This is a genomic window from Mycolicibacterium neworleansense (assembly GCF_001245615.1).
GTDB lineage: Bacteria > Actinomycetota > Actinomycetes > Mycobacteriales > Mycobacteriaceae > Mycobacterium > Mycobacterium neworleansense.
On record NZ_CWKH01000002.1, the window covers coordinates 1,098,064 to 1,124,140 of the forward strand.

Below are 26,077 nucleotides of genomic sequence, written 5' to 3' on the forward strand. Positions count from 1 at the left end.
CGTGCGGTTGAGTTCGGAGGAGCGCGAGCGGGTGTTCGCGGCGGTGGCCGATGAGCGACGGTCGATCGGGGCCTTGATCGGTGGGCTCGATGCCGATCAGCTGGCCACACCGAGCCTGTGTGCCGGCTGGGACGTCAAAACCGTTGCGGCTCATCTGGTCAGCGATTTCACCGACGGCTTCTGGGGCTTCTTGGCCAGCGGCATCCGCCACGGCAGCATCGACCGCGGGATTGATGCGCTGGCCCGAAGCCGGGCGCGACTCCCGGCGGCCGAGATCGCCGAGACGCTGCGCAGCCGCGCCGACTCCAGACTGAGCCCGCCGGTCACCGGTCCGTTGTCGGGCCTGACCGATGTGTTGGTACATGGCGCGGACATCCGGATCCCGTTGGGGCTTGCGCACCGACCGGATCCGCAACACGTCGCGCGGGTGCTCGATTTCCTCACCGGCCGAACGCAGCTCGGGTTCTTTCCGCACCGACGTCTGCGCGGTATCGCGTTGCACGACGAGGACACCGGGCGAACCTGGGGTGAGGGCCAGGTCATCACCGGGCCAGGGGTGGCGGTGATGCTGGCCGTGTGCGGCCGCACCGTCGCGTTCGACCGCTTGTCAGGCGCCGGGCTGACGGTTCTGCGATCGCGGCTTCCTAGTTGAACCGGACGTTCATCGTCGCCAGGCCGAAGATCTTCTTGCCGTCGGACTTGGCCGCGACGATGATCACGCCGGAGCGGGTCTCCGGGTCCAGCGACTTGATCTTGCCGCTGAACTCGATGTCGGCGCCCTCCTTGGCCGACACGATCGCGGGCTGCGACAGCCGCACCGCGTAGCGGGTGACCGCACCCGGGTCGCCGGTCCAGGTGGAGACGAATCCGGCCCCCAGCCCCATGGTGAGCATTCCGTGGGCGATCACGTCGGGCAGCCCGGCCAGCTTGGCGATGTCCTCGTCCCAGTGGATCGGGTTGGCGTCGCCGGCCACACCGGCATAGTTCACCAGGTCGCCGCGGGACAACCGGGTGTGGTGCACCCCGATCTCGTCGCCGACCTTGACGTCCTCGAAGGACGGCGTGCCCGGCGTGCGGGTGGTGCCGCCATCGGCGATCCGGATCTCACCTTCGGGGCGCACCGTCTTCTGGTACTCGTCGTCGCCGACCCCGAAGATGTCGACGTCGTGCATCATCGCTCGCTGCACAGCGGTCTTGATCTCCGGATTGAGGTCCTCGGCGGTGACACCGACGACGGTGGTGTGCAGGGTGTGCACCCGCTCGCCGGCCCGGTCGGTGAACGTGTTGGTGACGGTGATCATGTCCCGACCGGCGATCCTGCGCACCGAGGTCAGTTCGACGTCGACATGCAGTTCGTCTCCGGCCACGATCGGGCGATGCTGCTCGAAGACCTCTTCGGTCTGCAGGTAGGTGTCATAACCGACGACGATCGACTCGAACATGCGCCGGTTGCAGGCCATGGCCGGGGTCGAGGTGAAGGTCAGCGGCGCGACCAGGCCTGAGTAGCCCAGCTTCGCGGCGGCGTCGACGTCCCAGTGTGCGGGGTGGTAGTCCTGCACGGCACGGGCGTACTCGCGTACCTTTTCGCGGCCGACCAAATAGAGGCCGTCCGCCTCGTAGTAGTGGCCGACCCGGGCTTCGAGCGCCGATGCTTCTGGTGCTGCGGTCATGGATTTGCTCAACTTTTCTATCGACTTGTTCGCTGAAGCCGACGAAAGCACACTAACGTCTGCCCACCACGACCATCTACCTCGGTAGGGTGCGGCCATGGCCGGCGTGAGTACCCCCGAGCTGGTGTCTGCCTACGCGGCCCGGTTCAACGAGTCCTTACTCGGTGAGCACGCGGTGGCCTCGCCGCTGGGCCTGTGGCTGTTGCTGGCGTTGGCAGGCCCGGCCGCCTCGGGCGAGTCCAGACGTGACCTCGAGAGGGTGCTCGGCACGACGGTTGAGGACGCCGCCGCGCGGGCGGCCGCCCTGCTGAGCGAACCGCACCCGGCGGTGTCGGCGCTCTCAGCGGTATGGGACCGCGCACTGGGGCCGGCGTTCGACGACTGGGCGCGGACGCTGCCTGCGGTCGTGGAGCGGGGCCCGGTGCCGGATCAGGCAGACGCCGATGCCTGGGCGCAGTCCCACACGAACGGGTTGATCAACCGATTCCCGCTCCAGCTCAGTGAATTGACCAGGCTGGTACTCGCCTCCGCGCTGGCCACCGACATCAGCTGGGCCGAACCGCTGGCCACGACGGCAGAACTCGGTGGGGCGTTCGGTAAACGGATCGGCACCGCGCTGATGTTCGACGACGGGATCCAGTTGGTCGCCGACACCGATGCGGCCGGAATGGTCGCGGTGGCGGCGCCGCCCTCGTCATCGGCGCTCGACGTCCTCAGCGTGATCGCAGCCCCCGAGGTGCCGCCCCGCGATGTGGACACCGCCGCGCATCAGGTGGCGGCGATGCTGCGCGGTGACGAGCGCGCGGCGCGCCGCGTCCCGGTAGAGGAGCTGGCTGCCGGGCATGCGTGGACGGTGACCGAGCGGCGCGAGCGCAGGGTCGGCGGGCCGGGCGTGCAGGCGGAGTGGCGGACCCGTCTGCCGGCCTGGTCGGCGATCAGCGACCACAACCTCGAGAATGCGCCCGGGATGGCTCCGGTGTTCGACACGCTGCGTGGTTTCGCCAGGCCGGAGGATCTGCCGGTGGAGTTCAGCGCCAGGCAGGCGGCCGTCGCTTCTTATACGAGAGAGGGTTTCAAGGCCGCGGCGGTCACCGCGATCGGGATGGTGGCCGGTTGCCTGCCGCAGTTCCATGAGGTGTTGGTCCGCCGGATCGACCTGTGGTTCAACCGCCCGTTCGCGGTCTTGGCCTGCGCGGACCGCTATGACGGACCGCAGCCGTGGCGCGGGGTGCCGGTGTTCAGCGCCTGGGTCACCGAGCCGCAGGAGACGCGGCCAACCGCCGTTGGATGACGGCCAGTGCCCGGTCGGCCCAGTCGACGTTCTCTTCCTCGAACCGGATCCCGCGCAGCAGTGTGAGATACGGGCCGATGCGCTCGGCCCCGGCCAGATAGGCGTCCTCGGTTCGTCCGGCGAGCAGGTGGTCCTGAACACGGCGGTAGCGGGCGAGTTTGGCGGTGGCCCAGTGCCGGCGTTCGATGAGCGCATCGCGGACCGCTTCGATGTTGCCGGTGTCGACGGCTTGAACCTGGACGAGGAGGTCTTCGCGGATCGCCCCGGGTTTCGGGGGCATCTCGGTGAACTCGAGCAGGGCTCGGCGGCCTTGGTCGGTCAGCGAGTACAGGCGCTTGTTGGGCCGCCGGTCCTGCTCGACGAGGCGGGCGGCGATCAGTCCTTCGGCCGCCATGCGATCCAGTTCGCGGTAGAGCTGCTGAGGCGTGGCCATCCAGAAGTTGGCGACCGACGCGTCGAAGCCTTTCGCCAGGTCATAGCCCGAAGCTTCGCCGTCGAGGAGCGCGGCCAGAACTGCGTCGCGTAGCGCCATGAGGCAGATGCTAGCAGCGAAGTGAATAATCAAAATGTTGACTATGGAAACCGGTCGGGCCTAGCATCGCCGCAAGTCGATGAATCAGGTAGGAGGTGCCGCATGCATCCGTTCCGGGAGGCAGTGGAGGCCCGTGACGAGGCCGCGATCGAAGCACTGTTGGCCGACAACGTCGTGTTCACCAGCCCGGTGGCGTTCAAGCCGTATCCGGGCAAGCCGATCACCGCGGCGATCCTGCGCGGGGTGATGCGGGTCTTCGAGGACTTCCGGTACATCCGCGAGATTGCCGACGCTTCGGGACGCGATCATGCGCTGGTCTTCGAGGCCACGGTCGACGGCAAGAAGATCACCGGTTGTGACTTCCTCCATCACGATGACGACGGCAAGATCGACGACTTCATGGTGATGGTCCGCCCACTGTCAGGCGCGACCGCCCTGGCCGAGGCCATGGCCGCGCAGTTCGAGCAGATCAAACAGGAAGCCGCAGAACAGATTCAGCGGCTCGCCGCTAGGGCCTGATCAGCGTTCCCGCATCCGACGCCGCCTTCTGCAATTCCGGAATCGTCATGTCGGCGTAGTCGGCGTTGACCGGTCCCGACGCGTTCCCCAGCCACGGCACCACGCCGGGGTCCGGGTCGACGCCCAGGTGGTATGCCTGGATGCCGGGCAGGTGGTACTGGAGGAAGTTGACCAGGATGTCGGCGACGAAGATGGCGGCGCCGACCGGTCCGGTGTTCAACAGCGCCGCCGAGTTCATCAGCGGGATGGCAGCGTCGGGATTGCCGATCATCACGATCGCGCCGTAGTGCGGCTTGCTGCCGCCGCCGGGCACGTACTCGGGCATGAACGGCTGGAGCCCGGGCAGGTCGGTGGAGAAGTAGGCAGCGGTGTCGCCGTAGGTCAGGACGTTGACGAATCCGGAATCGGCGCCGTTGCCCGGCACCGTGGTGTTGAGACCGGGGCTCTCGAATCCGATGCCCCCCACGCCCGTTTGTTGCGCGACGTATGCGGCTTCCCAGCCGCCGAGTGAGTGGCCGGTGACGAAGATGTCTTCCTTGGTGTAGCCCTGCTCGATCGCCGCGGCCTCGACCTGCTGCTCGAAGGCCACCGAATCGTGGAAGGCCTGCGGTGTGGTGTCGGTGAAGATCACCTGCGTATCGGCGATGATCTGGGACACCACGATCAGCGGATTGTGCAGCAGGTTCGTCCCGCCCGTCGTGCCCTGGTAGGCGATGATGATCTGGCCCTCTGGAGTCACCCACGCCTTGGCGGACATTCCCGACAGCACGTTGGTGGACTCCATCTGCTTGCCGTCGACCACGAACGGTTTCAGATCGCCTGGGGCGCCGCCGTACACGTACGCAGCGGTGGCGGCGTTGAGGAACTGCGACACCGTCGGGGTCTTGCCGGTGGTGGGGCCGTTGTACGTCATCGTCGGCGGCACCGGTTGCACGTCAGGCGTTTTGGTCAGCCCGAGCTTGCCTTCGATCTCCCGGAACGCCGCGAACACGGCGTCGTTGATCGGGGCGAAATCGATCGGGCTGGTCGGGCCGTTGGCGGAGACGGTGATGTCCAGCACCTGCAGCACCGTGTTGACGATGCGCCCGGGCAGCGCGGCGATCTTGGCGATAGGCGACAACGGCTCCGGAGGTTTCGGAGTCGTCTTGGTCGTGGTGGTGACCGCGGCGACCTTCGCCGTCAGGGGCACCGTGTTCACGGCGGCCGGGGGAGCGGCCGGGATGACCGCGGTGATGTCCGGCAGCGCAACCTTGGACACCTCAGTCGGCGTCGATGCCGGCGCGGGTGCCCGCGTGGTCGGCACGTCGGGCAGCGCGGACGGTGCGACCACCGCGAGGCGCTTCGCCGCCGAGCGGGGTGACAAATCGGACTTGGCCAGTCGCGTGCCGTCGGCCCGGACCGGACTGTCCGGCTTGGTGGTGCTGAGTTTGCCGCCAACGATGTCGCTGATCGTCTCGCGTAGCTGTGTCGCTGAATCCGGTGCTGCGGCAGGGGATCCGACGGGAGTCTTCGCCGCCGACGACGACGGCCGGCCCGGCCGGATGCCGGCACGGTCGGCCGGCTTCTTGGGGCCGTGGCCGGTTCCCGCTTTCGAAGGCGCCGAGGAGGCCGATGAGCTCGACGAGCTCGACGAATCTGAGCTGCCGGGGTCCGCCCATGCCACGGGGTGCGCGCTCGCGCCGGCGATGCCGATGCCCATGGCGACGACCGCGAGGCCGTACCGCAGTGGTGTGCGTCTGACGTTGTCCGGGCAGCGCGAACCGTTCACCATTGTTGATGTCCCCCTTGACATTCCGCGCTGGTGTCCGGATCTGCCGGTGACGGGAATGCCAGCCGCCGCGAACACACGCCGGCCCAATATATGACATCGACCGATGTCATTCATGGCTTTTGCCGGATCGGTGGATTCAGCCCCTTCGTCGCGGGCGTCGGATCGCAGCCAGGCCGTTGCGGCGCACCGCCGTGATGGTGCTGCGCCACCACGGCAGGCCCGGATCGGGTTCGAGTCCCTTGGCGATCCGGTGGATCTGGTCGGTGTGCCATTGGACATCGAGAAATGCGTCAGCGGCGTGCAGGTCGACGAAGCGGCCCAGTAGTGAACGGGCCCCGATCCGCGGGGTCCCGGACGCGGCGTAGTGCCCGGTGTTGTCGAGAAGGCGGCGTGCGGCCTTTGGGTCGATGCACAGCGGACGACCGATACCGACTATGTCGCAGGCGCCTTCGGCGAGTGCCTGTTCCATGGCGGAGCGGGAACGGAAGCCGCCCGTGACGGCGAGCGGCACCTCTTTGGCGTGCTCGCGAACCCGTTCTGCGTACGTGAGAAAGTAGGCCTCCCGTTCGCGGGTGCTTTGCCGTGCGATCGATCCCATCATCGCCGGCTGCTCGAATGTGCCGCCGCTGATCTCGATCAGGTCGATCTGCTCACCGGCGAGGCATGCGACGACTTTCTCGGACTCGTCCTCGGTGAAGCCGCCGCGCTGGAAGTCGGCCGAGTTGAGCTTGATTCCGACGGCGAATCGGTCACCGACCGCCGCGCGCACCGCGCGCAACACTTCCACCGGGAACCGCATGCGGCGTTGAAGATCGCCACCCCAGTCGTCGTCACGCTTATTGGCCAGCGGGGAGAGGAACTGCGAGATCAGGTAGCCGTGCGCGCCATGCAACTGGACGCCGTCGAAGCCGCATTCTTTGGCGACGGCCGCCGCCGTCGCGAAACGCAGCACGGTCGCCTCGATCTCGCGACCGGTCAACGCGCGCGGCCGTGGCGCACCCGGAACGGCGAGTGCGACTGCGCTCGGTGCCACCGGGCGCGTGCGCCCGGCAAGCGGGTTGGCTTGGCGCCCAGGGTGATTGAGCTGCAGCCAGATCGATGTGCCGCCCCGCTTGGCGGCAGTTGCCCAGCGGGACAACCGCTCGCGGTCGCGGTCGTCCTCAATGGCAACATTGCGCGGTTCGGCCATGTGGAGCCGGTCCACTGTCACGTTCCCGGTGATGGTCAGGCCGCAGCCGCTACGCCCCCACCGTTCGTAGAGGTGCTCCAGGTGCACGGTGGGTGCGTGGTCGCGATCGCTCAGTTGCTCACTGAGCCCGGCTTTCATCAGCCGGTTCGGCAGGGTCTGCCCGCAGGCCAGCGTCAGGGGCTGACCGATGTGGCTCATCGGGCGAGCGCTCTGTCGAGAAGCCGGGGCAGGCCGCCGATCATGGGGCAGAGTATTGCACGATTCCTCAGTTTTTGAAGTGCCGTTCAGTTATTGTCATGCGTCATGCGGGTCCTCGCGGCGGCAGTACAACTCGAGGCGGTCGTCGGCGCGGTCGACGCCAACCTCTGCGCGGCCGAACGGCTGGCAGATGAGGCCGGCACCGCCGGGGCCAAGGTCATCGCCCTGCCCGAGTTCTTCTCGACCGGTATCGGTTTCGTCGAAGAACTCAAAGACGCTGCCCTGCCGCCGGATGGAGAAGCCACCGCTTTGCTCTGCCGGCTCGCCCGCCGGCACCAGGCGCTCGTCGGTGGATCGTTTCTGTGCCGCGACCCCGACGGGAACGTCCGCAACGCCTATATCGCCGCCAACCCCGAAGGCGTCATCGGTCGGCATGACAAGGACCAGCCGACGATGTGGGAGAACGCCTTCTACGTCGGCGGCAACGACGACGGGGTGTTGTCCAACGGGGATTACCAGATCGGGGCCGCAGTGTGCTGGGAACTGATGCGCACCGGCACGGCGCGTCGGCTGCGGTCGCGCATCGATCTGGCGATGACCGGCTCGGGGTGGTGGTCGATTCCGGCGTGGCCTCCCCGGATGTTGTTCGAGCGGTGGGAGCGCAACAATTCCGCCACGGCCCGGGCTGCCGCCGCGTCGTTCGCGAAGTACGTCGGGGCACCGGTCCTTCATGCCGCCCACGCCGGCACGCTGACCTGCCCGATGCCGTGGTTGCCAGTCCCCTATGAGGGCCGGTTCGAAGGATCCACCCTCATCGCCGACGCACAGGGCACGGTGGTCGCCGAACGCCGAGCTGACGAGGGCGAAGGTGTTGTCCTCGCCGAGATCGAGATCGGGCGTCGGCCACCGGCGCTCGAGCCACCTGACCGGTACTGGCTCCATTCACGCGGCGCCTTGGCGACCGCCACCTGGCACTATCAGCGCCTGCACGGCAAGCGTTGGTATCGGCGTCACGTGGCGAGTGCGCGGGGGTGAGCCCTCATGCCTGCAGCGCGTCGCGCACCAGTCCGCGCCCCAGCTCGAGGCAATGCTCGAGCTCGGCGAAGCTGAGGGCGAGGTCGTCCTGGCGCAAAGCCAGGGCGATCACACCGTTCCAGGCTCCCCACAGAAACTGCATCGTGGTGGGTACGTCGACATCGCGGATCAGCCCGGCGGCGCGCGCCTCGACGAGGTCGGCTTCGACATTGCCGACGATCCGCCGCACCCGCGCCGCGATCCGCAGCTCGGCGTCCTCGAGCGTGCCTCCGCTGGACGGTTCGAGCACACGCAGGACCACGAGCCTGAACTTGTCCGGATGGTCGAGGAAGAAGCGCAGGTAGCAATCGCCGGATTGCAGCACGCGGTCGAAGGGTCCCCGGTCGCGATCGATCCGGCCCATGTACTCCTCGTTGACGTCGAGAGCGCGCTCGACGAGCGCGAGGTACAACCCGTCTTTCGACTCGAAGTGGAAGTACACGGTTCCGACCGAAACGTCGGCTGCGGCGGCGATCTCGTCAACGGTCGTCCGCACCAAACCCTTTGCCGCGAACAACCGCTCGGCGGCATCCATGATCGGGCCGGCCGTGCGCATCCGACGGCGCTGCGCCCGCTCGCTGAGACTCTTTTCCGCCATACCGAATCGAACGCTACCTCGCGTTCACCCGAGACCGGGCGCTGACCCACTGGCATGGATCCGCGCCCCGCAAGAACTGGACCAACCGAGGAGGATTCATGAACCGAGCAACAGAAGCACTGTTCGAGCGCTATCACGCTGCCTGGGTGGGGCACGACCCTGACGCCATCGCCGGCATGCACAGCGTGGGCTCGGTCTTCCATGTGCACACGGGCCAGGAGCCGGCACACGGCCGGGAGGCGATTCGGCAATCGGCGGCCCACGTCTTCGAGCTGGTCCCGGACTTGGGCTTTGAACCGGTGTCCTTGCGGGTGGGGGAGGACTACTGGGTCGCGGAGTGGAAGATGACCGGCACGACGTCTGCCGGTGTGCCCGTCGAGATCGATCTGGTGGATGTGGTGTCCGTCGAAGACGGGCTGGTCGCCGGTAAGCAGTCCTATGTCGACGGAGCGGCCATGCGGGCCGCGATGGGCGGCTAGGCGTATTCCGCTGCACCACAACGGGTCACCGTTCTCTCGAAGTCACCTCTTGACAACGTACAACTAATCGGTTGTATATTGAGGATGTGACCGAGAGCGACGAGGACCGGGCGGACGCCCTGTTCCAGGCGCTCGCCGACCGGACGAGGCGGGACATCATGCGCCGGGTCCTGGCCGGGGAGCACTCGGTCTCGGTGCTCGCGGCGAAGTACGACATGAGCTTCGCCGCAGTGCAGAAACACGTCGCCGTGCTGGAGAAGGCCGGGCTGATCACCAAGCGGCGCAACGGTCGTGAGCAGCTGGCCAGTGGTGACGTGCAAGCGGTGCGGTCGGTGGCGTCCATGTTGACCGAGCTGGAACAGGTTTGGCGTGGCCGCATCGCACGCATCGATGAACTGATCGCAACCGATCCCTTGGAGGACTGAACCATGCCCGTGACCGACGTCCAACACGACCTCGACAAACTGACGCTGACGATCACCGCCGAGTTTGCCGCGCCGGTGCAGCGAATCTGGCAGGTGTATGCCGATCCGCGTCAGCTGGAGAAGGTGTGGGGTCCGCCGACCTACCCGGCGACGGTGGTCGACCACAGCCTCACCCCCGGCGGCCGCGTCACCTACTTCATGATCGGCCCGGAGGGCGACAAGCACGCGGGGTACTGGGATGTCACCGCCGTCGACGAGCCGACGAGCTTCTCGTTCGACGACGGTTTCGCCGACCAGGACTTCAATCCGAACCCCGACATGCCGGTGTCAAAGAACGTCTACACCTTCGCCGAACACAACGGCGGCACCCGCGCGGTCTACATGAGCACCTACGAGTCCGCCGACGCGCTGCAGCAGGTGCTCGACATGGGTGTGGTCGAGGGAGCTTCCTCGGCGATCAACCAGATCGATGACCTACTGGCCGCCTGACCTGTGCCCCGGGCGTGCGCTTAACGGTGGCGCCCGGCTGCCGCCGCCACGGGGCGTGACTCGGCTGCGTCCTCGTCGGCATTGCGATCAGGTGCCAGCATCACGGCGGTGATCGGGACGACGAGGGCGAGCAGGCCGATCACGAAGACCGGGAACAGGAACGAGAACACCTCGGGCCCACCGGGAACCGGCATCGTGTGGTCGACACTGACGCGCACCGCGGCCATGCCGGTGTAGTGCATGCCGACGACGGCAACGCCCATCACGAGGCCGGCGATGAAGCGCAGTCCGCGTGATTTCAGAACCAGGGTGAACCACAACGCGGCCGTGGCAGCCACCACGGCGATGACGAAGGAGATGACGACGAGCGTGGTGTCGTAGGTCATCGTGCCCTGCATCTGCACCGCCCACATACCCGTGTAGTGCATCACCGCGACCGCGAGGCCGGTGATCACACCGCCGGCCAGCAGCCGGCGCAGATCGAATTCCCGGCCGATGGTGATCAGACCGACGAAGACGGCGACGATCGCGATCACGGCCGACGCGATCGTCCAGCCGAGGTGGTACCGGACCATGCTGTTCGGAATGGCGAAGCCGAGCATCGCGATGAAGTGCATGAGCCAGATGCCAACGCCGCCAATGGCGATAGCGGCCATGAGCAGCCAGCGGAGCCGATCGCGGCCATTGGTTGCCCTGGCGCCGCACCGGGTGCAGGCCAGGCCGACGACCGAGCCGGTCACCGAGACGATGTACGCCAGGAACAGCAGCCACAGGCCCATGTCGAAGTGATGTACTTGGTGGTTCATGACGGGTTCCTCGAGACTGTGTGACTGACGGGGCTGAGGGGATCTAGGAAGTAGTCGACGGAAGGCGTTCCAGCGCGAACGAGGTGATGGCGATCAGCGCGTTCTTCGCCGATTCACGTTGCCGTGCATCGACATTGATGATCGGGACATTGGGGGACACCGAGAGCGCCTCACGCAGCTCTTCGGTGCTGTAGCTCGGTGAGTCGTCGAACTCGTTGACGGCGATCAGGAACGGCAGGCTGCGGGCCTCGAAGAAGTCGACGGCCGCGAAGCTGTCCTCGAGCCGGCGGGTGTCGACCAGCACCACCGCGCCGATGGCGCCGTGGACCAGGTCGTCCCACATGAACCAGAACCGCCGCTGCCCGGGTGTGCCGAACAGGTACAGCACGAGATCGTCGGCGATCGTGATACGGCCGAAATCCATGGCGACCGTGGTGGTTTCCTTGCCGGGGATGGCCTCGAGGTCGTCGTGGCCCTGCGAGGCGTTCGTGACGAGGGCCTCGGTGCGCAACGGCACGATCTCCGACACGGCGCCGACGAACGTGGTCTTGCCGACGCCGAAGCCGCCGGCGATCACGATCTTGGTCGACGACACCGTGGGGCCGGAGTCAGAGTGCGCGTAATCCACTGAGGGTCCTTTCGATCAGTAGGCGCCGTTCTGCAACGGTCGAGCGGTCGGTCAGGGTGGCGTGAACACGCAGGTGGCCGCTGTCCACCAGATCGCTCACCAGTACCCGGGTCACCCCGATGGGCAGCCCGGCGTACGCGGAGATCTCGGCGATCGACGGTCGGGTGTCGCACAACCGGACGATGACGGCGGGGATGTCGCCAGGCGCGCAGTCGAGTTCTCCGGAGGACAGCAGGGCCTCCACCGGAGCTTCGATCGGCACCTCGACGCGGGCACGGGTTCGTCCGCCGGTCAGGGTGTACGGCCGCGCGCGACTGGCGGACCGAGGCTGCTCGGGTTTGTCCATGCTCAGGGTCATCGAGCTCCATGCGTGGCGCGCGGCGTCGCCTCGACGGTCTTGCCGACCCGGTCGACGAGCAACGCCATCTCGTACCCGACCTGCCCGATGTCGCACGAGATCGACGCCAGGGTGGCCAGATACGAGCCGTTGCCGACACCCATCAGCAGCAGAAACCCGTCGTCCATCTCGACGATGGACTGGCGCACGTTCCCGGCCTCGAACAACCGGGCCGCGCCGGTCGACAAGCTGGCCAAACCGGACGTGACAGCGGCCAATTGCTCGGCACGATCGGCCGGGAGGTGGGAGTTCGAGGCCATCAGCAGGCCATCGGCCGACACCAGAATCGCGTGCGAGACACCCGGCACGTCACGCACGAAGTTCGACACGAACCAGTCGAGGGTGCCTGAGGTACTTCTCGGTGTTGCAGCAGAGCCCGCGGACCGGTCATGTGATTGCGTGCCGGTGTTCATCGATCTCCTTCGATTCGGCTGTGTGCTGCATCGGTTTCGGCTCGGCCCCTGCGTACGCCGGCCAGCTGTCGGCTCAGGACGTCTCGGATTGCCGCGGGATCATTCCCGCCGTCGGCCCTCGCCTGGGTTTCCGATCTTGCCTCATCCGGCACCAGGCGCGCTCCACGTTCACGAATCGGCAACCCGGATGCGGTGTGCCGCTTCGGTTCCTGTTCGACGGCCTTTGCCGCGGCGGCCCAGCCGGCGTCGGCGGCGCTGGACCACACCCGGTTGCGGGATTCGGGTGCTGTCGGATCCATCAGCCACTCCGACGCCATCCGCTCGAAGATGGGCGCACTCTCCAAACTCTCCGTCTCGATATCCACCCAACTGGATTCTCTGGCCGGCGCAGGCTCGGGCGTCGCCGGTTCGGCGGCCCCCGAGCCGGCGTTGCCCGAGGTGAAGTAGGAAAGCGGATTGCCGCGCTGTTGGCGTTCGGGTTCCTCGGGAGCCGGAGCGGGCGCCGCCAGTCCGTTCGCGGGGGCGGGAGCACCGTTCACGCCACTGGCACCGGGCGAACGCTTGGGCAGTCCGCTGGCGGTCGCCTGGACGGGGGCATCAGATCGGCGTTCGGTGTGCGGCGAGGCGGTAGGGGAGCCGGTGGCCTCGGCCTGTATCCCGGTGGCGGCGCCCCCGCGCCCGTGGCCGGACGGCCGCGGCCGCGATTCGGTAAACGAGCCGGTCCGCAGCTCATCGAGGGTCTCGCCCATTCCGATCGGCGACACCAGCGTGCCGGGAAGGTGCACACTCGCCGTCACACCGGGCCGCTCGGTCAAGGCCGAGGTGGTCCGCAGCCGCACGGTCGCCTCATGACGTCGCGCCAACCGGCCGACCACGAACAGACCCATTCGCTTGGCGGTTTCGGAGGTCACCTCACCACCGAGAGCGAGGCGTTCGTTGGCGGCGGTCAGGTCCTCCTTGGACATGCCGAGGCCACGGTCGGCGACTTCGACCAGCAGACCGGCGTCGACGGCGCGTCCGACCGTCACCATCACCGGCGAGTCCGGCGGCGAGTAGCGCAGTGCGTTGTCGAGCAGCTCGGCGATCAGGTGGCCGATATCGCTCGCGGCCGAGCCGGCGATCGAGACGTCGGCCATGTGCCCGACCTGCACCCGGCGGTATTCCTCCACCTCGGACATCGCGGCGCGCAGCATGTCGGGCAGTGCGACGGGCGGGGACTGGCGGTGGCGTTCCACGGTGTCGGCGAGGACGAGCAGGTTGTCGCCGTTGCGGCGCATGCGCGTCGCCAGGTGGTCCAGCCGGAACAGGTGGTCGAGACGGACCGGATCCTCTTCGTCGAGCTCGAGGGTCTCGATGAGTGCCAGCTGCTCTTCGACCAGCGACCGGCTTCGGCGGGACAGGGTTTCGAACATGTCGCCGATCTGCAGCCGCACCCCGTGCTCGCTGGCCAGGCGGACCGCTTGGGAGTGGATGTCGTCGATCGCGCGGGCGAGCTGTCCGACCTCTTCGTTGGTACGGAACGGCAGCGCCTGGATCTCCGGCATGCCACCGCCCTTGCTGAGGCGTTCGATCTCCTCGGGCAGCTCGACCTGGGCGACCTGCAGCGCGCCCTGGCGCAGCCGGCCGATCGACCGGATCAGAGAGCGGCCGACGGCCAGTGCGAAGACGAGTGCGGCCAGCACGGCGCCGAGGATGATCGCGGTGTCTCGCAGGGCGTCGGATCGCAACGCGTTGGCCCGGTGGTGCAGGGTGCCGTCGAGGTCGGAGGCCAGCCGCTGCGTCATCGCGCGGTACGCCTCGCCGCTGGCCCGCATGGCATCGGTGAACGCGGGCGCGTACACGCTGTCGCCGGACGCCTGGGTATAGGCGTGGCGCCGCACGTCGGACTCCTTGGACAAGGTCGTGGCCTCGTCCGTGGGCGTCAGCCGGGTGAGCCGGTCGATGGCCGCGGCCTCCGCGCCTGCCGCGTCCGCCACCTCGGCGCGCAGTGCGTCGGAGTCGGCGAAATCGGGTGCGGCGATCAGTACGCGCTGCGTGGTCAGTGCCCGTTGTGCCGCGAGCGTGTCCACGAGCTGGTCGGCGAGGGGGCGAACGGTGCGGTCGTCCACCGTCTCGGTGGTCTCGGCGATCACGGAGACCACGCCGGAGGCCACGTCCGATGCACGGTCGGCGATCACCTGTTGCGGCAATGGGCCGGAGGTGATGTCGTCGCGCAGCGTCTTGGCGGTCGAGGATGCGGTCGTCAGCTGTGCGGCGACAGCCTGGTCGAACTCGGCGGACTTGATCAGCGAGTCCAGGGTCTTGGCGCTCTCGTCGAACTGAGCGAGAGGTTCCTCCAGTGGTGCGCCCGACGCGGCCGCGTATGCCAGCCCGTCGAGCCGGTCGACCAGCTCTACTGCCGGCACGACGATCACCGCATTGTCGGAGGCGAGATTCAACCGTGAGGCGGCGGACAGTTCGTTGTAGATGCGAACCGCGCCGAACGTCGCCGCGAGCAGGATCGGCAGCACCAAGGTCGCGGCCACTTTCCATCGCAGCGGCCAGCTCTCGATCGCTGCGCGAGACGCCCGAGTCACGGTCGGACGCGCATGTTCTCCGACGCTCGGATCATGTGCATCCACAGCCGTACCACCCTTCACCGAGCTAATTGACGTTCCAGCAGGCGAGCTCGGCCACGGGACAGGGTAAATGATAGGTAACGATTCTGCATCGACGGGGCTAATGGCGGCGCGTTCGCTGGCGCGCTTCCTTAATTTGTGCGCGGCGCCTACATGCGGGTTTCCGTCGAATGTAAGAAGATGCTGCGATTGCGGCCGCCCGGTAGCTGGCATCGTCGCCGGCGATGATCTTGATCGTTCGATCAGTCGCACGGGCCCGCGGAAACAGCAAACATGGCGAAGAAAAATGTCAAATCCGAGAGTGTGAAATACGTCTCTGTCGCGGGTCTTTCAGTGTGTGAAAGCTCATTAAGAGGGATCCTTAATGTGTCCACGGCCAACTCGATGGATCGTCTCAGCTTGGCCGAGCACGCTTGCCACTGTGTAGAAGTGTCGTGAAGCTCCGCTGGAGGTCATTGAAAATGGCGACAAAAGCTGCCGGCTCGACGGTTATCGAGCTGGCGACGCACCCGCTCTGGTGTTCGTCGCAGCGGTACTCCAATGAGCTCGCCGCGGCCAAGCGCAGGCATCCGTCGTCGTATCGCCTTGAGAGTGAAGGCGACGCCTCGGAGCTGGAATCTCAGCGCCCGACGACGTCGGGTCTGCGGACCAACGCCTTGGTGACCCCGCTGTCCTGTGCGCGGGTGCTGAAGCTGAACGCGGCCGGCGCGGACGCCGTGGCCGAAACGTGACGAACGCTTGACCGAATTGCCTACGTGTGACTACACATTCGGGCGGCTGCGGGCCAATACCATGACAACGTTCAAGATCATGGGGGCATCGCAGAGGGATCGAATTGATGCGCGCGGTTGTTCAGGGTGTTCTCGTTGTGGTCGTGGTCGCCATGGCCTATTTCTCGGGAGGCACCGATAGTGTCGACACGGCGGCGGCCAGCCTGCCGTTGAGGTCGACGATCGAATCGATCGCGCCGTCCGAAGGCGCTGTCGTCGGTGTGGGCCATCCCGTGGTGGTGACGTTCAAGAACCCGGTCACCATCACCAACCGGTCGTCGGTGGAACGTGCCCTCGGCCTGAAGTCCACGCCGGTACGCACGGGCAGCTACGAGTGGCTCGATGCCAAGGTCCTGTCATGGACACCGGCACAGTTCTGGCCCGCCCACAGCACGGTGATGCTGTCGGTCGGCGGCATGCGGACGGAATTCCAAACCGGCCCAGCCGTTATCGGCGTTGCCGACATCTCCGATCACACCTTCACCGTGACCATCGACGGTCTCGGTGAAGACCCGCCGATCGCTCTGCCGGCGCCCCATCACCTGCCCCACGCCGGCGAACCGGGTGTACTTCTGGCCTCGTTGGGCCGTCCCGAATACCCGACCCCGGTCGGCACCTACACCGTCCTGGGGAAAGACCGCACGGTCAGGATGGATTCGAGCAGCGTGGGCATTCCCGTCGATGCGCCTGACGGCTACCTCCTGGATGTGGATTACGCCGTCCGCTTCACCCATCGCGGCTTGTTCGTGCATTCCGCGCCGTGGGCCGTGCCGTCGATGGGCCTGGATAACACCAGCCATGGCTGCATCAGCCTGATCCCGGCGGCTGCCGAGTGGTACTTCAACACGGTCAACGTCGGCGACCCGGTGATCGTGCAGGAATAGCCGGTGTAGCGGAGCCGCAGGAGTAGCAAATCCTGCTGGGACACAACGGAAACAAGGCAACGCAAAAGGCGCCTGGCTCGCAAGCCAGGCGCCTTTTGCTGACGCTACGTGGTGATCGGCGGACCCAGCCGCCTAGGAACCGTCCGCCGGACCGGGCAGGGTGGGTGTCCCGGCGACCGGGCCGCCCCCGGGTGAAACGGTGGGCACACCCTTGCCGGTTCCGGCGGCCACGGCCACCGGGGCAGCGATGGGCGCTGCGGCGGGGACCGGGGCGGCGGCCGGTACGACCGGCACAGGCGGTGCCAGGGGGACCGGGGGAACGGGTACCGGAGGGGGCGCGAGCGGTACCGGCGGGGCGGCCACCGGTGGCGGTGCGAGCGGCACCGGAGGCACCGCCGCCGGCAGCGCCGGCTGCGCACTTGTACCCGCCCGTCTTGAGTTGCAGCACCGCCGCCGCTTGCGGGCTGAGAGCTATTGCGGTTGCGGCTGCGGTCACGCACAGTCCTGCGCTGACAACAGTTTTGACCGTGAAGCGAGCAAAGGTGGCCATCCCCGATCAGCTCCTTCGATTCGTGCGGAAAATTACATCGATGAAAATTGTGCCGAGCTGAACCGTAGAACTGTCTGAAATCGATGTCTACACAAGTGTTCGGATGGATACGGGGTTGACATGTGAGCGAGCCGTAGTCGTGACCGCTTCGTATCCAACCGATAGCGTGCGCCGTGATATGGCGGTGGTCGGAAACGGCTCAACTCTTCGCCAGGGTGCGATTTCGGCAAAGCTCAGTGACCGAGCTGCATCAGAATGCCTTTGGCCACAAGCTGTTCGAAGGTATAGCTGAATTCGCCACGACGCCCGACGGACAGCACGTAGCGATCCTGACCTTCGGTCAGCGGCACGGTGAAAGAGAAGGTGCAGTTGGCGTTTCCGCTCTTGCCGGGCCCCAGGGTGGTGCTGGCGAGCACTTCTCCTTTGCCGTTCTTCACGGTGACGAGGGTGCCGGGATTGACGTCGGAGTACCCGTTGGCTCCCTGGCATGTCGCTCCGTCGGAGACGATGCCCGCTGCTCCCGCGTTGTCGTTGAGGACGAAAGTGCCCGTGATGGTCGCCTTTTCGAGCACGTGGAAGCCTTTGGAGAAATGCGGGCAGAACGTGTCGACGGCGATCTTGTCGGCCAGGAGGCCCTGTTGCGGTTCGCCGTCCTCGAGGTGCCGGCACACCTGCCGCCCGTGGGCGACGGCATTGGCATCCGAATTGAACTGGTCGCTGACTCCGGCATCCCTCAGTGCCGCAAGGTATCCGGTTTCCGGCGGAGGCGGCGGCCGGCGGCCCGCCATCAGCAGCACCCACACCACCGCGGCGGTCATCACGATGATCGCCGCCGCGGCGCTGGTGCCCAGCCAGGTCGACCGAATGCCGGAGGTCTTGAGCTCGAGGTAATCGGGCAGCATCCGCCCACCGGCCGGGTCGCTCGATGTGGTCCTGCCGTCGCGTACGCGATTCGTCGGATGCCCGGTCACGAAGTACCGGCCTTCGTGGCGAGCGGTGGGGTCCGGGCGCCAGCCGGTCGGCGCGGTCGCCTTGATCGGCCCGCAGCGACCGCAGGTCTCGGTTTCGTCGAGCGGGGAACCGCAATACGGGCACGTCATATCCCACGACCCGCCTCGGGTGATCGACAACGGGTCGCCGGCGTCATCGTTGGGCCATCTGACATCACTATTGGTTATATGCCGGTCGGCGCGCCCGCACAGCGGTGCCGTTCACATTGGTTGCCCGGAAATTGCGGTAATGACGATGCTGAGCAGGTGCATGACACCCTCACTGCGCGACTGCGGACCCGCCGTATACCGTGCTACTCATGACACGGGTGACGGTGATCACAGGCGGCGCAGGTGGTATGGGACTCGCAACGGCCAAGGTCGTCGGGCGGGACCAGCCGGTGGTGCTGTGCGATGTGCGGCAGGAGCGTCTCGACCACGCCGCCACCGCCCTGGGTGACCTCGGAATCACCGCCACGATCGTCAACGCCGACGTCACCGATCGGGCGGCCGTCGACCGGCTGTTCGAGACCGCGGCCGGGCTCGGCACGCTCAGCGCTGTGGTCCATGCGGCCGGGGTCAGCCCCAGCATGGGTGACGCCGAATACGTCATGAGGACCAACGCGCTGGGCACGTTGCATGTGAACGAGTCTTTTTTCGCGTCCGCGGCCGAGGGTGCGGCCATCGTCAACGTGGCATCGATGGCGGCGCACCTGTTGCCCGAGGAAGTCATCCCGGCGCAGCATTTTCCGCTGGCGCTGCAGGACCAGGACCGATTCCTCACCGAAATGCTCGCGGCGTGCGCCATCGCTCCCGAAGACATGCGGTCGGGTTTCTCCTACGCGATCAGCAAGGCGTTCGTGAAGTGGTACAGCTCGTCGCAGGCCGAGCGGTTCAACGGTCGCGGCATCCGCATCGTCTCCGTTTCGCCCGGCTCCATCGACACCGAGATGGGCCGGCTGGAGGAGCAGGCCGGGGCGGGAGCCATGGTTGCCGACGCCGCGGTGCCGCGGTGGGGCAAGCCGGAGGAGATGGCGGACCTGCTGGCCTACTGCGTCAGTGAGCGTGCCGGTTACCTCACCGGTACGGACATCCTCAACGACGGCGGCGTCGTCGCCTCGATGCGTGAACGCGCTCGACTGGCCGCTACCGGCGGCTAGTCAGCCGAATTCCAGCAGCGTGTAGGCCCCGCGAATCTGTCTCGTGGGCTTGAATTGCCAGAACGCCGGAAATGCGGTGCGGAAGAACCATCCGCGTCCGCGCGGCATCGGCAGATCGTGCACTGCCTTGATGCCCGGCACGGTGTGCGCCAGGTCCGCGAGCTGCGCCGGTGACAGGCTGAACGGCATCGGTGGCACGCGGTAGTGCCGCGATGATCGCATGCCCTTCGGCGCGAACTTCTTCACCAGCACGGGGGGAAGGTCGAAGATCATCTGGCCGCCCGGAAATCGGCGGGCGCACTCGGCGATCAGGCCGAGCGCTTCCTCGGGCTGCAGGTACATCAGCAAGCCCTCGGCCGTGATGAATACCCCTTCGGTCCGGTCCACCGCGTCCATCCAGCTGTAGTCCAGCGCCGACTGCGGCCGCACCCTGATGCGGTCGGACGCGGGCAGCAGCCGCTCGCGCAATTGGATGATGGGCGGGAAATCAACGGTGAGCCAACGGAACCGCGCAGCCGGCAGCGCCGCATCCAGTCGCCAGAAACTCGTCTGCAGACCTTCGGCGAGTGCGACCACGGTTGCCGACGGGTGGTCGCTCAGGTACCGCCGGGCGGCCTGGTCGAAGGCCAGTGAGCGCAGCGCCATCTCCTGGCCCTTGCGCCGGCCGAACTTGTCGAAGTCGAAGTCGATCGAATCGGCGAGTTCGATGGCCATAGGGTCGTCGATGATGGCATGGGGATGGCGGGCCTGATGGGCCCGTCCGTTGAGGGTCAACAGTGCGGTTTCCGAAACCCCGGTCAGGGCACTTGCGTCGACTCGGCCGTCGTCTGGGACATCCACCACAGGAACGCTACCGGGGGCTATCCGGCCAGTGCCTGTGCGATGCGGTCGCTCACCGTGACCAGGTACCCGTCACCGGTAACCCCAAACCACAGCGCCGTGCCGTGCAGGCTCGGTCTGCTTCGGGTACACCTCGAGTGGTAGGCATGTTCACGACCCGCAAACCCGGAAGTGCCGATGTTGGAAACGAAACCATAAGGGAGCCAGGTTGTTTGGTAGCTCGGTGCAGCACATCAGGCACGTCATGCACGCCCGGATGGCGCGTAGGGCCGCGTTCAAGGTTCCGTTGGTCATGACGGTAGCCGCGGCTCTGGGAAGGGCGCCGCGGGCCGATGCGCAGGTCGACGGCCATGGGGCCCGCTGGTCACCCGAGCGTGCGCACGGTTGGTATGCCGCGCAGGGTTGGCTGGTGGGCGCCAACTTCATTCCGTCCAACGCGGTCAATCAGCTGGAGATGTTCCAGCCCGACACCTATGACCCACAGCGGATCGACAACGAGTTACGCATCGCCCGGTTGGCCGGATTCAACACGGTGCGGGTGTTCCTGCATGACCAGTTGTGGGCCCAGGACCATCTGGGCTTTCAGAACCGCCTGGCGCAATTCGTTGCCCTGGCATCAAGCCATGGCATCAAACCGCTGTTCGTGCTGTTCGATTCGTGTTGGGATCCTTTTCCCCGGCTGGGGCGCCAGCGCCGGCCACAGCCCGGCATACACAACTCGGTGTGGGTGCAGAGCCCGGGCGCCCAGAACCTCGACGACCGCCGGTACCGGCGTACGTTGCGTGAGTATGTCGTCGGTGTCATCAGCCAATTCCGTCGTGACGAGCGGGTACTGGGGTGGGACCTGTGGAACGAGCCGGACAATCCCGCGGCCACCTACCGCGAGGTCGAACGGCAGGACAAGGTCGGCCTGATCGAAAAGCTGCTGCCCGAGGTTTTCTCCTGGGCCCGTTCGGTCAATCCCGTGCAGCCGCTGACCAGCGGGGTGTGGGACGGGGCCTGGGCTGACCCGCAGAAGCGCAGCGCGATGGCGAACATCCAGCTGGGCCTCTCGGACGTGTTGACGTTTCACAGCTACGACGATCCGGCCGGATTCGAGGCCCGGATCGGCGAGTTGGCGCCCATGGGGCGTCCGATCCTGTGCACCGAATACCTGGCCCGCGGTGAGGGCAGCACGGTCGAGGGCGTGCTGCCGATCGCCAAACGACACAACGTCGGTGCCTACAGCTGGGGTTTGGTGGCCGGTAAGACGCAGACCTATCTGCCGTGGGATTCCTGGGAGCATCCGTACAAGACGCCTCCACGCGTGTGGTTCCACGACCTGTTCCATGCGGATGGACGGCCGTATCGGGACGGTGAGATCCGCACGATCCGGGAGCTGACGGGCCGGCCGTATCCCTGATGAGGTCAGCGCCCACCCATGCGACTGACATCGGCGATCGCGGCGACGAACTGATCAGGTGCCTCCTGCGGCACGTTGTGCCCGATGCCGTCGAGCACGCGGTGTTCGTAGGGGCCGGTGTAGAGCGCGCGGTAGCCCGCGCCGTCCTTGGCCGCGCCGTCGAAGTCGGACCCGATCGTGATCGTCGGCACGGTGACGGCCGGCTTGGCCGCCAGCCGCGCCTCGTCGGCGTCGTAGCGGGCCTCCCCGGGAGCCAGGCTGAGCCGCCACCGGTAGTTGTGCACCACGATCTCGACGTGGTCGGGGTTGTCGAAGGCGGCGGCCGACAGGTCGTAGGTGGTGTCGTCGAAGTGCCACAGCGGTGAGGCCTTGGTCCAGATCAGCCGGTTGAACTCCTTGGTGTTCTGGCGGTAGCCGAGCTCACCGCGCGGGGTGGCGAAGTAATACTGGTACCACCAGCCCAGTTCGGCCTCCGGTGCCAGCGGCTTCAGGTTGGCCGCGAGGTTGACGGTGATGTAGCCGCTGACCGCGACCAGCCCCGCGCAGCGTTGCGGCCACAGGGCGGCGACGTTGTTGGCGGTGCGTCCGCCCCAGTCGTATCCGCCGATCACGGCCTTGGGGATGTTCAGCGCGTCCATCAATGCGATGACGTCGTCGGCCAGGGCGGCCTGCTGGCCGTTGCGGACGGTGTCGGCGGAGCGGAACCGGGTGGACCCGAACCCGCGCAGGTAGGGCACGATGACGCGGAAGCCCTTGTCGGCGAGCAGTGCCGAGGCATCGGCGTAGCTGTGGATGTCGTAGGGCCAGCCGTGCAGCAGGATGACGGGCGGTCCATCGGCGGGTCCGGCCTCGGTGTAGCCGACGTTGAGTTCGCCGGCGTCGATCTGCTTGACCGGGTTCAGGGTGTGCGACGGCTTCGAGGGAATTCCGGCAGCCGGTGCCGATGAAGGCGATGGTGTTGGTGTGGTGCCGCAGGCGGCGAGCGTCGCCGCCCCGGCCGCGGCGACCGTGAGGAAACCGAAATTCCTTCTGCTCAAACCATTCACCGTCGCTGCTCCTTCTCGCGGGCTGTCGGCGTTCATTTCACCCGCAGCCTGCCATCAAGTCCAACGATTGCAACTGATGAGGGTCATCCATTGGATAGATAGGCTGGCACCGTGGAGTTACGGCAGATCGAACACTTCATCGCGGTGGCCGGCGAGATGAGCTTCACCCGTGCCGCCGAACGCGCGCATGTCGTGCAGTCGGCGTTGTCGACGTCGATCGCGAAGCTCGAGCGCGAGCTCGGGGTCGCTCTGTTCGACCGCTCGCGGCAACGGATCAGCCTCACCGCCGCGGGTGAGGCGTTCCAGGCGCATGCCCACACAGTGCTCCACGCGGCCAGGGCGGCAGCCGAATCCGCCGGCCAGTTCCGTGGATCTCTCATGGGTACAGTCGAATTCGGTTCGCTGATCTCCTACGGTCCGGTCAACGTCGCCGGTGCGCTCGGTGACTTTCACCGGGCCCACCCCCACGTCCGGCTGCGGTTGAGGCTCAGCCAGTCCGGGGCATCGGCCTATCTGGCCGCCCTCCTGGAGGGCTCGCTGGATCTGGCCCTGGTGTCGCTGCCCAACCGGTTTCCGCCGCAGCTGGACATGAAGCTGTTTTTCGAGGAGCCGATGGTGTTCGTCTGTCGCGAGGATCATGGGCTGGCCCGCCGCCGTCGTCTCGACCTGGTGGATCTGGCCGGCGAGGATCTGGTCGGGTTCCCACCCGAATTCGGCCTGCGGCGCCTGATGGACGAGGCGTTTCACCTTGCCGGTGTGGAGCCGCACACGCAGTACGAGGTTCCGGCCGGGTTCGCCGCGATCGCCGAATTGGTCGGCAACGGCCTGGGCACCGCTTTCATGCCCGCCTCCGAGGCGCGTCGCTTCGACGAGCTGCGCTCCGTCGCCTTGCGCGAGCCGGCGGTGTGGCAGGTGTACCTGGCCGCGCCGCCGGTCGACCGGATGACCCCGGCCGCCGCGCGGCTGACCGAAACGCTGCTCGACGCCGCGGCTTCGGCAAGCGGCTAACGAGACAGCGGGCTGTAGAACACCAGGCCGTTGCCCTTGTTGTCGTAGACCACGGCGCGGCGCTCGTGCGCGTCGTCGTACGGGTGCTTGATGATGCCGCCGCCGCTGTCCTCGATGGCCTTGGCCGCGGCGTCGACGTCAGCGGTCTTGATCCCGACGACGACCTGGCCGGGGATCGGATGGTCCACCGACGTGGCCAGGGCCAGGGTCAGCGACCCACCGTCGAGCGCGGCGAAATGCGCGCCGTCGCGGAACTTCAGCGGCATTCCCAGCGTCTCGGTGTAGAAGCGGATCGACTCGTCGAGGTCGTCGGTCGAGAGAATGATCATCCGTACGTCGTGGTCGCTCATCGAGATACCTCCTCCAAGGCCGGGTTTTCAGCTTAAGCCACGCGCGCCGGCAGACCGGTTTCGGTTGCTCCCGCCGGGGGTATGAGTACCGGATCGAGCTAGCTGGACTTCTTGTGGAAAGCGGGACGCCACAACGATTCTGATCGGCCCGAACAAAGGAGGACATGGTGCGGCATGTCCGTCGATGGGGCGCGGTGTACGTCCTGCTGGTGTTGTTCGTCGGTTCATGGATCGGACAGTTCGTCACCCAGCTTCAAACGTTTCACGCCGAGCAGGCCGCGCACGGTCAGCCGTTCCTGTGGCCGGAGTACTGGAGCACCTTCTTCGCCAGCACGCTGGAGAACTGGCAGAGCGAGTGGTTGCAGCTCGTCTTCCAGGCCATCTTGTTGCTCGGCGCCAAGCACTGGATATTCAAGGTCGACGCCGACGACATGGAACGGATCGAAGCGAAGATCGACCGCATCCAGGACCGGCTCGGGTTGCCCACGCCACCGCCGGGCGAGGAGCAGAGCGAGCAGGCAATCCGCTGACTCGACCTCGAGTCTCTACTGACATAGAGACCTGGGCTAGGTTGTCCGAAACGCGGACCGCGAGGAGGACCACCGAGGATGACGCTGCAATTCGACCTGTCAGCACGGCGCGTGCTGATCACCGGTGCCGGTCAGGGTGTCGGTCGTGGCCTGGCTGAGGCGTTCGGTGCGGCCGGGGCCACGGTACTGATCAATGACCTGCGCGCCGAGCGGGCCGAGGCGGTGGCCGCGGAGCTGCGAGAAGCGGGCGGCGATGCGGTACCGGTGCCGTTCGACGTCACGGACTATGACGCGGTCACCCAGGCGATCGGCGCGGCCGGGGACGTCGACATCCTGGTCAACAATGCGGGCAATGCCGGTGCCGAGGGCTTCGCTGCCCGGATGCCGTTCGCCGAATCCACGCCCGCGGACTGGAATCCCTTCCTGCAGGTGAATCTGTATGGCGTGCTGCATTGCACGCGGGCGGTGCTGCCGGCAATGGTGGACCGGCAGTGGGGCCGGATCGTGACGATCGTCTCCGATGCGGGACGCACCGGGGATGCCAGCGGCGCGGTGTACGCGGCGGCCAAGGCCGGCGCCGCGGGCCTGACCCGGTCGATCGCCCTGGAGAACGGCCGCTACGGCATCACCGCCAACAACATCGCGCTGGGGACCATGCGCACCCCGCTCACCGAACCGCTGTGGGCCGAGATGGCGGATTCTCCGCAGGCCAAGGCGATTCTGTCGCGCTACCCGATCCGGCGGCCCGGCCTGCCCGAGGACGTCGCCTACCTGGCGGTGCTGTTGGCCAGCGACCACGGCTCCTGGATCACCGGCCAGACGCTACCGGTCAACGGCGGCTATTCCTTCGCGATGTGAGGCGGCCGGGGCTGCCGCGACGATCGCGGTGATGATGTCGTGGAGCTCGTCGTCGGAATTGATCGTGCGGTCGCCGCGGGCCAGGGCCATCATCAGCCCGCTGATGAAAGTCAGCAGCACATAAGCCTTTTCGTCGATCAGTGCCGGATCGGTGTCGGCCGGGCAGAGCGCCACCACGACGTTGCGGTGCAGTTCGAACAGGCGTTGCCGATTGTGGCTGAAGGCCTCGGCCAGGCCCGCGTCGCGGCTCGACGGCATGGCGAGCTCGAAGCGGGCTTTGCTGCGGATCAGGCGGGCCCCGGTGCCGGACCGGATGACCAGCCGGGCCAGTCCGCGAACATCACCGTGGGTGCCCGAGCCGGTGGCCGCGGTGAGATCGGCCAGGTCGAGATCGGCGATCCGGTTGGCCGTCGCCTGCATCAACGCCGAGCTGGTGCGGAAGTAGAACGATGTGGTGCCGTCCGGAACGCCGGCCTTGCGGTCGACCTTCAGATGGGTGACGCCCTTGATGCCCTCGCGGGCCAGCAGAGTGATTGCCGCGTCGCACAATTCGCGCCGCCGTTGTTCCGGATTCTGTTTACCTCCCACGCTGC

30 protein-coding genes are annotated in these 26,077 nt (G+C 66.9%); 14 read left to right on the plus strand and 16 right to left on the minus strand.

Annotated elements, in window-relative coordinates:
• Position 1 precedes the first annotated feature (1 nt).
• Positions 2 to 652 carry a maleylpyruvate isomerase family mycothiol-dependent enzyme gene (locus tag BN2156_RS20850; RefSeq protein WP_090516832.1) on the plus strand — a complete coding sequence of 217 codons (651 nt, stop codon included), beginning with the start codon at positions 2 to 4 and terminating at the stop codon, positions 650 to 652.
• Here the strand turns inward: BN2156_RS20850 and BN2156_RS20855 are convergent.
• Positions 645 to 1,670, minus strand: coding sequence for a fused (3R)-hydroxyacyl-ACP dehydratase subunits HadA/HadB (locus BN2156_RS20855; RefSeq protein ID WP_090516833.1), 1,026 nt, complete (start codon positions 1,668 to 1,670; stop codon positions 645 to 647). The genes BN2156_RS20850 and BN2156_RS20855 overlap by 8 nt on opposite strands.
• Before the next feature lie 97 nt (positions 1,671 to 1,767).
• On the opposite strand from BN2156_RS20855, the gene BN2156_RS20860 reads away from it, so the two are divergent.
• A complete protein-coding gene (locus BN2156_RS20860; RefSeq protein ID WP_090516834.1) occupies positions 1,768 to 2,961 on the plus strand; it encodes a serpin family protein in 1,194 nt (397 codons plus the stop codon).
• Here BN2156_RS20860 and BN2156_RS20865 read toward each other — a convergent pair.
• On the minus strand, positions 2,921 to 3,493 hold the full coding sequence (locus tag BN2156_RS20865) for a PadR family transcriptional regulator (RefSeq protein WP_090516835.1): 573 nt from the start codon (positions 3,491 to 3,493) through the stop codon (positions 2,921 to 2,923). The two genes, BN2156_RS20860 and BN2156_RS20865, sit on opposite strands and share 41 nt — an antisense overlap.
• A gap of 102 nt (positions 3,494 to 3,595) precedes the next feature.
• Here BN2156_RS20865 and BN2156_RS20870 point away from each other — a divergent pair, with 102 nt between their 5' ends.
• Positions 3,596 to 4,012, plus strand: coding sequence for a nuclear transport factor 2 family protein (locus BN2156_RS20870; RefSeq protein WP_090516836.1), 417 nt, complete (start codon positions 3,596 to 3,598; stop codon positions 4,010 to 4,012).
• On the opposite strand, the gene BN2156_RS20875 is transcribed toward BN2156_RS20870, so the two are convergent.
• Together BN2156_RS20875 and BN2156_RS20880 are read right to left on the minus strand one after the other, a co-directional pair.
• Complete coding sequence (locus tag BN2156_RS20875; protein WP_090516837.1) at positions 4,002 to 5,783, minus strand: hypothetical protein; 1,782 nt, start codon at positions 5,781 to 5,783, stop codon at positions 4,002 to 4,004. The two genes, BN2156_RS20870 and BN2156_RS20875, sit on opposite strands and share 11 nt — an antisense overlap.
• Positions 5,784 to 5,919: 136 nt before the next feature.
• Positions 5,920 to 7,170 (minus strand): NADH:flavin oxidoreductase/NADH oxidase family protein, encoded by a 1,251-nt coding sequence (locus BN2156_RS20880; protein WP_090516838.1) that lies wholly within the window; start codon positions 7,168 to 7,170, stop codon positions 5,920 to 5,922.
• 105 nt (positions 7,171 to 7,275) lie between these two features.
• Between BN2156_RS20880 and BN2156_RS20885 the strand changes: the two genes are divergently transcribed.
• The gene (locus tag BN2156_RS20885; protein WP_090516839.1) at positions 7,276 to 8,205 is read left to right on the plus strand and encodes a carbon-nitrogen hydrolase family protein; all 930 of its coding nucleotides are present in this window, start codon (positions 7,276 to 7,278) and stop codon (positions 8,203 to 8,205) included.
• A 4-nt stretch (positions 8,206 to 8,209) separates the two neighbouring features.
• Here BN2156_RS20885 and BN2156_RS20890 read toward each other — a convergent pair whose 3' ends face one another.
• Entirely contained in the window at positions 8,210 to 8,842 is a 633-nt protein-coding gene (locus BN2156_RS20890; protein WP_090516840.1) for a TetR/AcrR family transcriptional regulator, read from the minus strand.
• A 98-nt stretch (positions 8,843 to 8,940) separates the two neighbouring features.
• Between BN2156_RS20890 and BN2156_RS20895 the strand changes: the two genes are divergently transcribed.
• From BN2156_RS20895 to BN2156_RS20905, 3 genes are all read left to right on the plus strand, one after another.
• Positions 8,941 to 9,321, plus strand: coding sequence for a nuclear transport factor 2 family protein (locus tag BN2156_RS20895; protein ID WP_090516841.1), 381 nt, complete (start codon positions 8,941 to 8,943; stop codon positions 9,319 to 9,321).
• 86 nt (positions 9,322 to 9,407) lie between these two features.
• Entirely contained in the window at positions 9,408 to 9,746 is a 339-nt protein-coding gene (locus tag BN2156_RS20900) for an ArsR/SmtB family transcription factor (RefSeq protein ID WP_090516842.1), read from the plus strand.
• A gap of 3 nt (positions 9,747 to 9,749) precedes the next feature.
• Positions 9,750 to 10,235 carry an SRPBCC family protein gene (locus BN2156_RS20905; protein ID WP_090516843.1) on the plus strand — a complete coding sequence of 162 codons (486 nt, stop codon included), beginning with the start codon at positions 9,750 to 9,752 and terminating at the stop codon, positions 10,233 to 10,235.
• A gap of 20 nt (positions 10,236 to 10,255) precedes the next feature.
• Here BN2156_RS20905 and BN2156_RS20910 read toward each other — a convergent pair whose 3' ends face one another.
• Genes BN2156_RS20910 through BN2156_RS20930 form a run of 5 tightly spaced genes read right to left on the minus strand, consistent with a single transcriptional unit; the run spans position 10,256 to position 15,055 of the window.
• A complete protein-coding gene (locus BN2156_RS20910) occupies positions 10,256 to 11,041 on the minus strand; it encodes an MHYT domain-containing protein (RefSeq protein WP_090516844.1) in 786 nt (261 codons plus the stop codon).
• 43 nt (positions 11,042 to 11,084) lie between these two features.
• Complete coding sequence (locus BN2156_RS20915) at positions 11,085 to 11,669, minus strand: GTP-binding protein (protein WP_162490903.1); 585 nt, start codon at positions 11,667 to 11,669, stop codon at positions 11,085 to 11,087.
• Positions 11,650 to 12,027, minus strand: a complete 378-nt coding sequence (locus BN2156_RS20920; protein WP_090516845.1) for a DUF742 domain-containing protein — start codon at positions 12,025 to 12,027, stop codon at positions 11,650 to 11,652. The genes BN2156_RS20915 and BN2156_RS20920 overlap by 20 nt, the downstream gene beginning before the upstream one ends.
• Complete coding sequence (locus tag BN2156_RS20925; RefSeq protein WP_235625424.1) at positions 12,024 to 12,479, minus strand: roadblock/LC7 domain-containing protein; 456 nt, start codon at positions 12,477 to 12,479, stop codon at positions 12,024 to 12,026. The genes BN2156_RS20920 and BN2156_RS20925 overlap by 4 nt, the downstream gene beginning before the upstream one ends.
• Entirely contained in the window at positions 12,476 to 15,055 is a 2,580-nt protein-coding gene (locus tag BN2156_RS20930; protein WP_159402858.1) for an ATP-binding protein, read from the minus strand. The genes BN2156_RS20925 and BN2156_RS20930 overlap by 4 nt, the downstream gene beginning before the upstream one ends.
• Positions 15,056 to 15,558: 503 nt before the next feature.
• On the opposite strand from BN2156_RS20930, the gene BN2156_RS20935 reads away from it, so the two are divergent.
• Together BN2156_RS20935 and BN2156_RS20940 are read left to right on the plus strand one after the other, a co-directional pair.
• Positions 15,559 to 15,828 (plus strand): hypothetical protein, encoded by a 270-nt coding sequence (locus BN2156_RS20935; protein ID WP_090516847.1) that lies wholly within the window; start codon positions 15,559 to 15,561, stop codon positions 15,826 to 15,828.
• A gap of 107 nt (positions 15,829 to 15,935) precedes the next feature.
• The gene (locus BN2156_RS20940) at positions 15,936 to 16,751 is read left to right on the plus strand and encodes a L,D-transpeptidase (RefSeq protein ID WP_090516848.1); all 816 of its coding nucleotides are present in this window, start codon (positions 15,936 to 15,938) and stop codon (positions 16,749 to 16,751) included.
• A 132-nt stretch (positions 16,752 to 16,883) separates the two neighbouring features.
• Here the strand turns inward: BN2156_RS20940 and BN2156_RS31220 are convergent, their stop codons facing one another.
• Complete coding sequence (locus tag BN2156_RS31220; RefSeq protein ID WP_162490904.1) at positions 16,884 to 17,135, minus strand: hypothetical protein; 252 nt, start codon at positions 17,133 to 17,135, stop codon at positions 16,884 to 16,886.
• A gap of 399 nt (positions 17,136 to 17,534) precedes the next feature.
• Positions 17,535 to 18,401, minus strand: a complete 867-nt coding sequence (locus BN2156_RS20950; RefSeq protein ID WP_090516849.1) for a DUF732 domain-containing protein — start codon at positions 18,399 to 18,401, stop codon at positions 17,535 to 17,537.
• Between the two features lie 209 nt (positions 18,402 to 18,610).
• On the opposite strand from BN2156_RS20950, the gene BN2156_RS20955 reads away from it, so the two are divergent.
• On the plus strand, positions 18,611 to 19,450 hold the full coding sequence (locus BN2156_RS20955) for an SDR family oxidoreductase (RefSeq protein ID WP_090516850.1): 840 nt from the start codon (positions 18,611 to 18,613) through the stop codon (positions 19,448 to 19,450).
• Here BN2156_RS20955 and BN2156_RS20960 read toward each other — a convergent pair whose 3' ends face one another.
• A complete protein-coding gene (locus BN2156_RS20960; protein WP_210436680.1) occupies positions 19,451 to 20,290 on the minus strand; it encodes a class I SAM-dependent methyltransferase in 840 nt (279 codons plus the stop codon).
• Positions 20,291 to 20,546: 256 nt separating this feature from the next.
• Here BN2156_RS20960 and BN2156_RS20965 point away from each other — a divergent pair, with 256 nt between their 5' ends.
• Positions 20,547 to 21,692 carry a glycoside hydrolase 5 family protein gene (locus tag BN2156_RS20965; protein WP_090517533.1) on the plus strand — a complete coding sequence of 382 codons (1,146 nt, stop codon included), beginning with the start codon at positions 20,547 to 20,549 and terminating at the stop codon, positions 21,690 to 21,692.
• 5 nt (positions 21,693 to 21,697) lie between these two features.
• Here the strand turns inward: BN2156_RS20965 and BN2156_RS20970 are convergent, their stop codons facing one another.
• On the minus strand, positions 21,698 to 22,774 hold the full coding sequence (locus tag BN2156_RS20970; protein WP_162490905.1) for an alpha/beta fold hydrolase: 1,077 nt from the start codon (positions 22,772 to 22,774) through the stop codon (positions 21,698 to 21,700).
• A 75-nt stretch (positions 22,775 to 22,849) separates the two neighbouring features.
• On the opposite strand from BN2156_RS20970, the gene BN2156_RS20975 reads away from it, so the two are divergent.
• Positions 22,850 to 23,746 (plus strand): LysR family transcriptional regulator, encoded by an 897-nt coding sequence (locus tag BN2156_RS20975; protein ID WP_090516851.1) that lies wholly within the window; start codon positions 22,850 to 22,852, stop codon positions 23,744 to 23,746.
• Here BN2156_RS20975 and BN2156_RS20980 read toward each other — a convergent pair.
• Positions 23,743 to 24,096, minus strand: a complete 354-nt coding sequence (locus tag BN2156_RS20980; protein WP_090516852.1) for a VOC family protein — start codon at positions 24,094 to 24,096, stop codon at positions 23,743 to 23,745. The two genes, BN2156_RS20975 and BN2156_RS20980, sit on opposite strands and share 4 nt — an antisense overlap.
• Positions 24,097 to 24,260: 164 nt before the next feature.
• On the opposite strand from BN2156_RS20980, the gene BN2156_RS20985 reads away from it, so the two are divergent.
• Both BN2156_RS20985 and BN2156_RS20990 read left to right on the plus strand, forming a co-directional pair.
• Complete coding sequence (locus BN2156_RS20985; RefSeq protein ID WP_235625425.1) at positions 24,261 to 24,626, plus strand: DUF6766 family protein; 366 nt, start codon at positions 24,261 to 24,263, stop codon at positions 24,624 to 24,626.
• Between the two features lie 78 nt (positions 24,627 to 24,704).
• Positions 24,705 to 25,484, plus strand: coding sequence for an SDR family NAD(P)-dependent oxidoreductase (locus BN2156_RS20990; RefSeq protein WP_090516853.1), 780 nt, complete (start codon positions 24,705 to 24,707; stop codon positions 25,482 to 25,484).
• On the opposite strand, the gene BN2156_RS20995 is transcribed toward BN2156_RS20990, so the two are convergent.
• A complete protein-coding gene (locus BN2156_RS20995) occupies positions 25,449 to 26,072 on the minus strand; it encodes a TetR/AcrR family transcriptional regulator (RefSeq protein WP_090516854.1) in 624 nt (207 codons plus the stop codon). The two genes, BN2156_RS20990 and BN2156_RS20995, sit on opposite strands and share 36 nt — an antisense overlap.
• Positions 26,073 to 26,077 lie beyond the last annotated feature (5 nt).

Excerpts from the sequence above, each read along its gene's own strand:
- BN2156_RS20940 (WP_090516848.1), top strand. The coding sequence starts at position 15,936 with ATGCGCGCGGTTGTTCAGGGTGTTCTCGTTGTGGTCGTGGTCGCCATG.
- BN2156_RS20880 (WP_090516838.1), bottom strand. The coding sequence starts at position 7,170 with ATGAGCCACATCGGTCAGCCCCTGACGCTGGCCTGCGGGCAGACCCTG.
- BN2156_RS20980 (WP_090516852.1), bottom strand. The coding sequence starts at position 24,096 with ATGAGCGACCACGACGTACGGATGATCATTCTCTCGACCGACGACCTC.
- BN2156_RS20935 (WP_090516847.1), top strand. The coding sequence starts at position 15,559 with ATGGCGACAAAAGCTGCCGGCTCGACGGTTATCGAGCTGGCGACGCAC.
- BN2156_RS20965 (WP_090517533.1), top strand. The coding sequence starts at position 20,547 with ATGGCGCGTAGGGCCGCGTTCAAGGTTCCGTTGGTCATGACGGTAGCC.
- BN2156_RS20885 (WP_090516839.1), top strand. The coding sequence starts at position 7,276 with ATGCGGGTCCTCGCGGCGGCAGTACAACTCGAGGCGGTCGTCGGCGCG.
- BN2156_RS20865 (WP_090516835.1), bottom strand. The coding sequence starts at position 3,493 with ATGGCGCTACGCGACGCAGTTCTGGCCGCGCTCCTCGACGGCGAAGCT.
- BN2156_RS20970 (WP_162490905.1), bottom strand. The coding sequence starts at position 22,774 with ATGAACGCCGACAGCCCGCGAGAAGGAGCAGCGACGGTGAATGGTTTG.
- BN2156_RS20920 (WP_090516845.1), bottom strand. The coding sequence starts at position 12,027 with ATGACCCTGAGCATGGACAAACCCGAGCAGCCTCGGTCCGCCAGTCGC.
- BN2156_RS20990 (WP_090516853.1), top strand. The coding sequence starts at position 24,705 with ATGACGCTGCAATTCGACCTGTCAGCACGGCGCGTGCTGATCACCGGT.
- BN2156_RS20855 (WP_090516833.1), bottom strand. The coding sequence starts at position 1,670 with ATGACCGCAGCACCAGAAGCATCGGCGCTCGAAGCCCGGGTCGGCCAC.
- BN2156_RS20905 (WP_090516843.1), top strand. The coding sequence starts at position 9,750 with ATGCCCGTGACCGACGTCCAACACGACCTCGACAAACTGACGCTGACG.
- BN2156_RS20925 (WP_235625424.1), bottom strand. The coding sequence starts at position 12,479 with ATGAACACCGGCACGCAATCACATGACCGGTCCGCGGGCTCTGCTGCA.
- BN2156_RS20860 (WP_090516834.1), top strand. The coding sequence starts at position 1,768 with ATGGCCGGCGTGAGTACCCCCGAGCTGGTGTCTGCCTACGCGGCCCGG.
- BN2156_RS20955 (WP_090516850.1), top strand. The coding sequence starts at position 18,611 with ATGACACGGGTGACGGTGATCACAGGCGGCGCAGGTGGTATGGGACTC.
- BN2156_RS20875 (WP_090516837.1), bottom strand. The coding sequence starts at position 5,783 with ATGGTGAACGGTTCGCGCTGCCCGGACAACGTCAGACGCACACCACTG.
- BN2156_RS20870 (WP_090516836.1), top strand. The coding sequence starts at position 3,596 with ATGCATCCGTTCCGGGAGGCAGTGGAGGCCCGTGACGAGGCCGCGATC.
- BN2156_RS20950 (WP_090516849.1), bottom strand. The coding sequence starts at position 18,401 with ATGACGTGCCCGTATTGCGGTTCCCCGCTCGACGAAACCGAGACCTGC.
- BN2156_RS20910 (WP_090516844.1), bottom strand. The coding sequence starts at position 11,041 with ATGAACCACCAAGTACATCACTTCGACATGGGCCTGTGGCTGCTGTTC.
- BN2156_RS20895 (WP_090516841.1), top strand. The coding sequence starts at position 8,941 with ATGAACCGAGCAACAGAAGCACTGTTCGAGCGCTATCACGCTGCCTGG.
- BN2156_RS20985 (WP_235625425.1), top strand. The coding sequence starts at position 24,261 with ATGGTGCGGCATGTCCGTCGATGGGGCGCGGTGTACGTCCTGCTGGTG.
- BN2156_RS20890 (WP_090516840.1), bottom strand. The coding sequence starts at position 8,842 with ATGGCGGAAAAGAGTCTCAGCGAGCGGGCGCAGCGCCGTCGGATGCGC.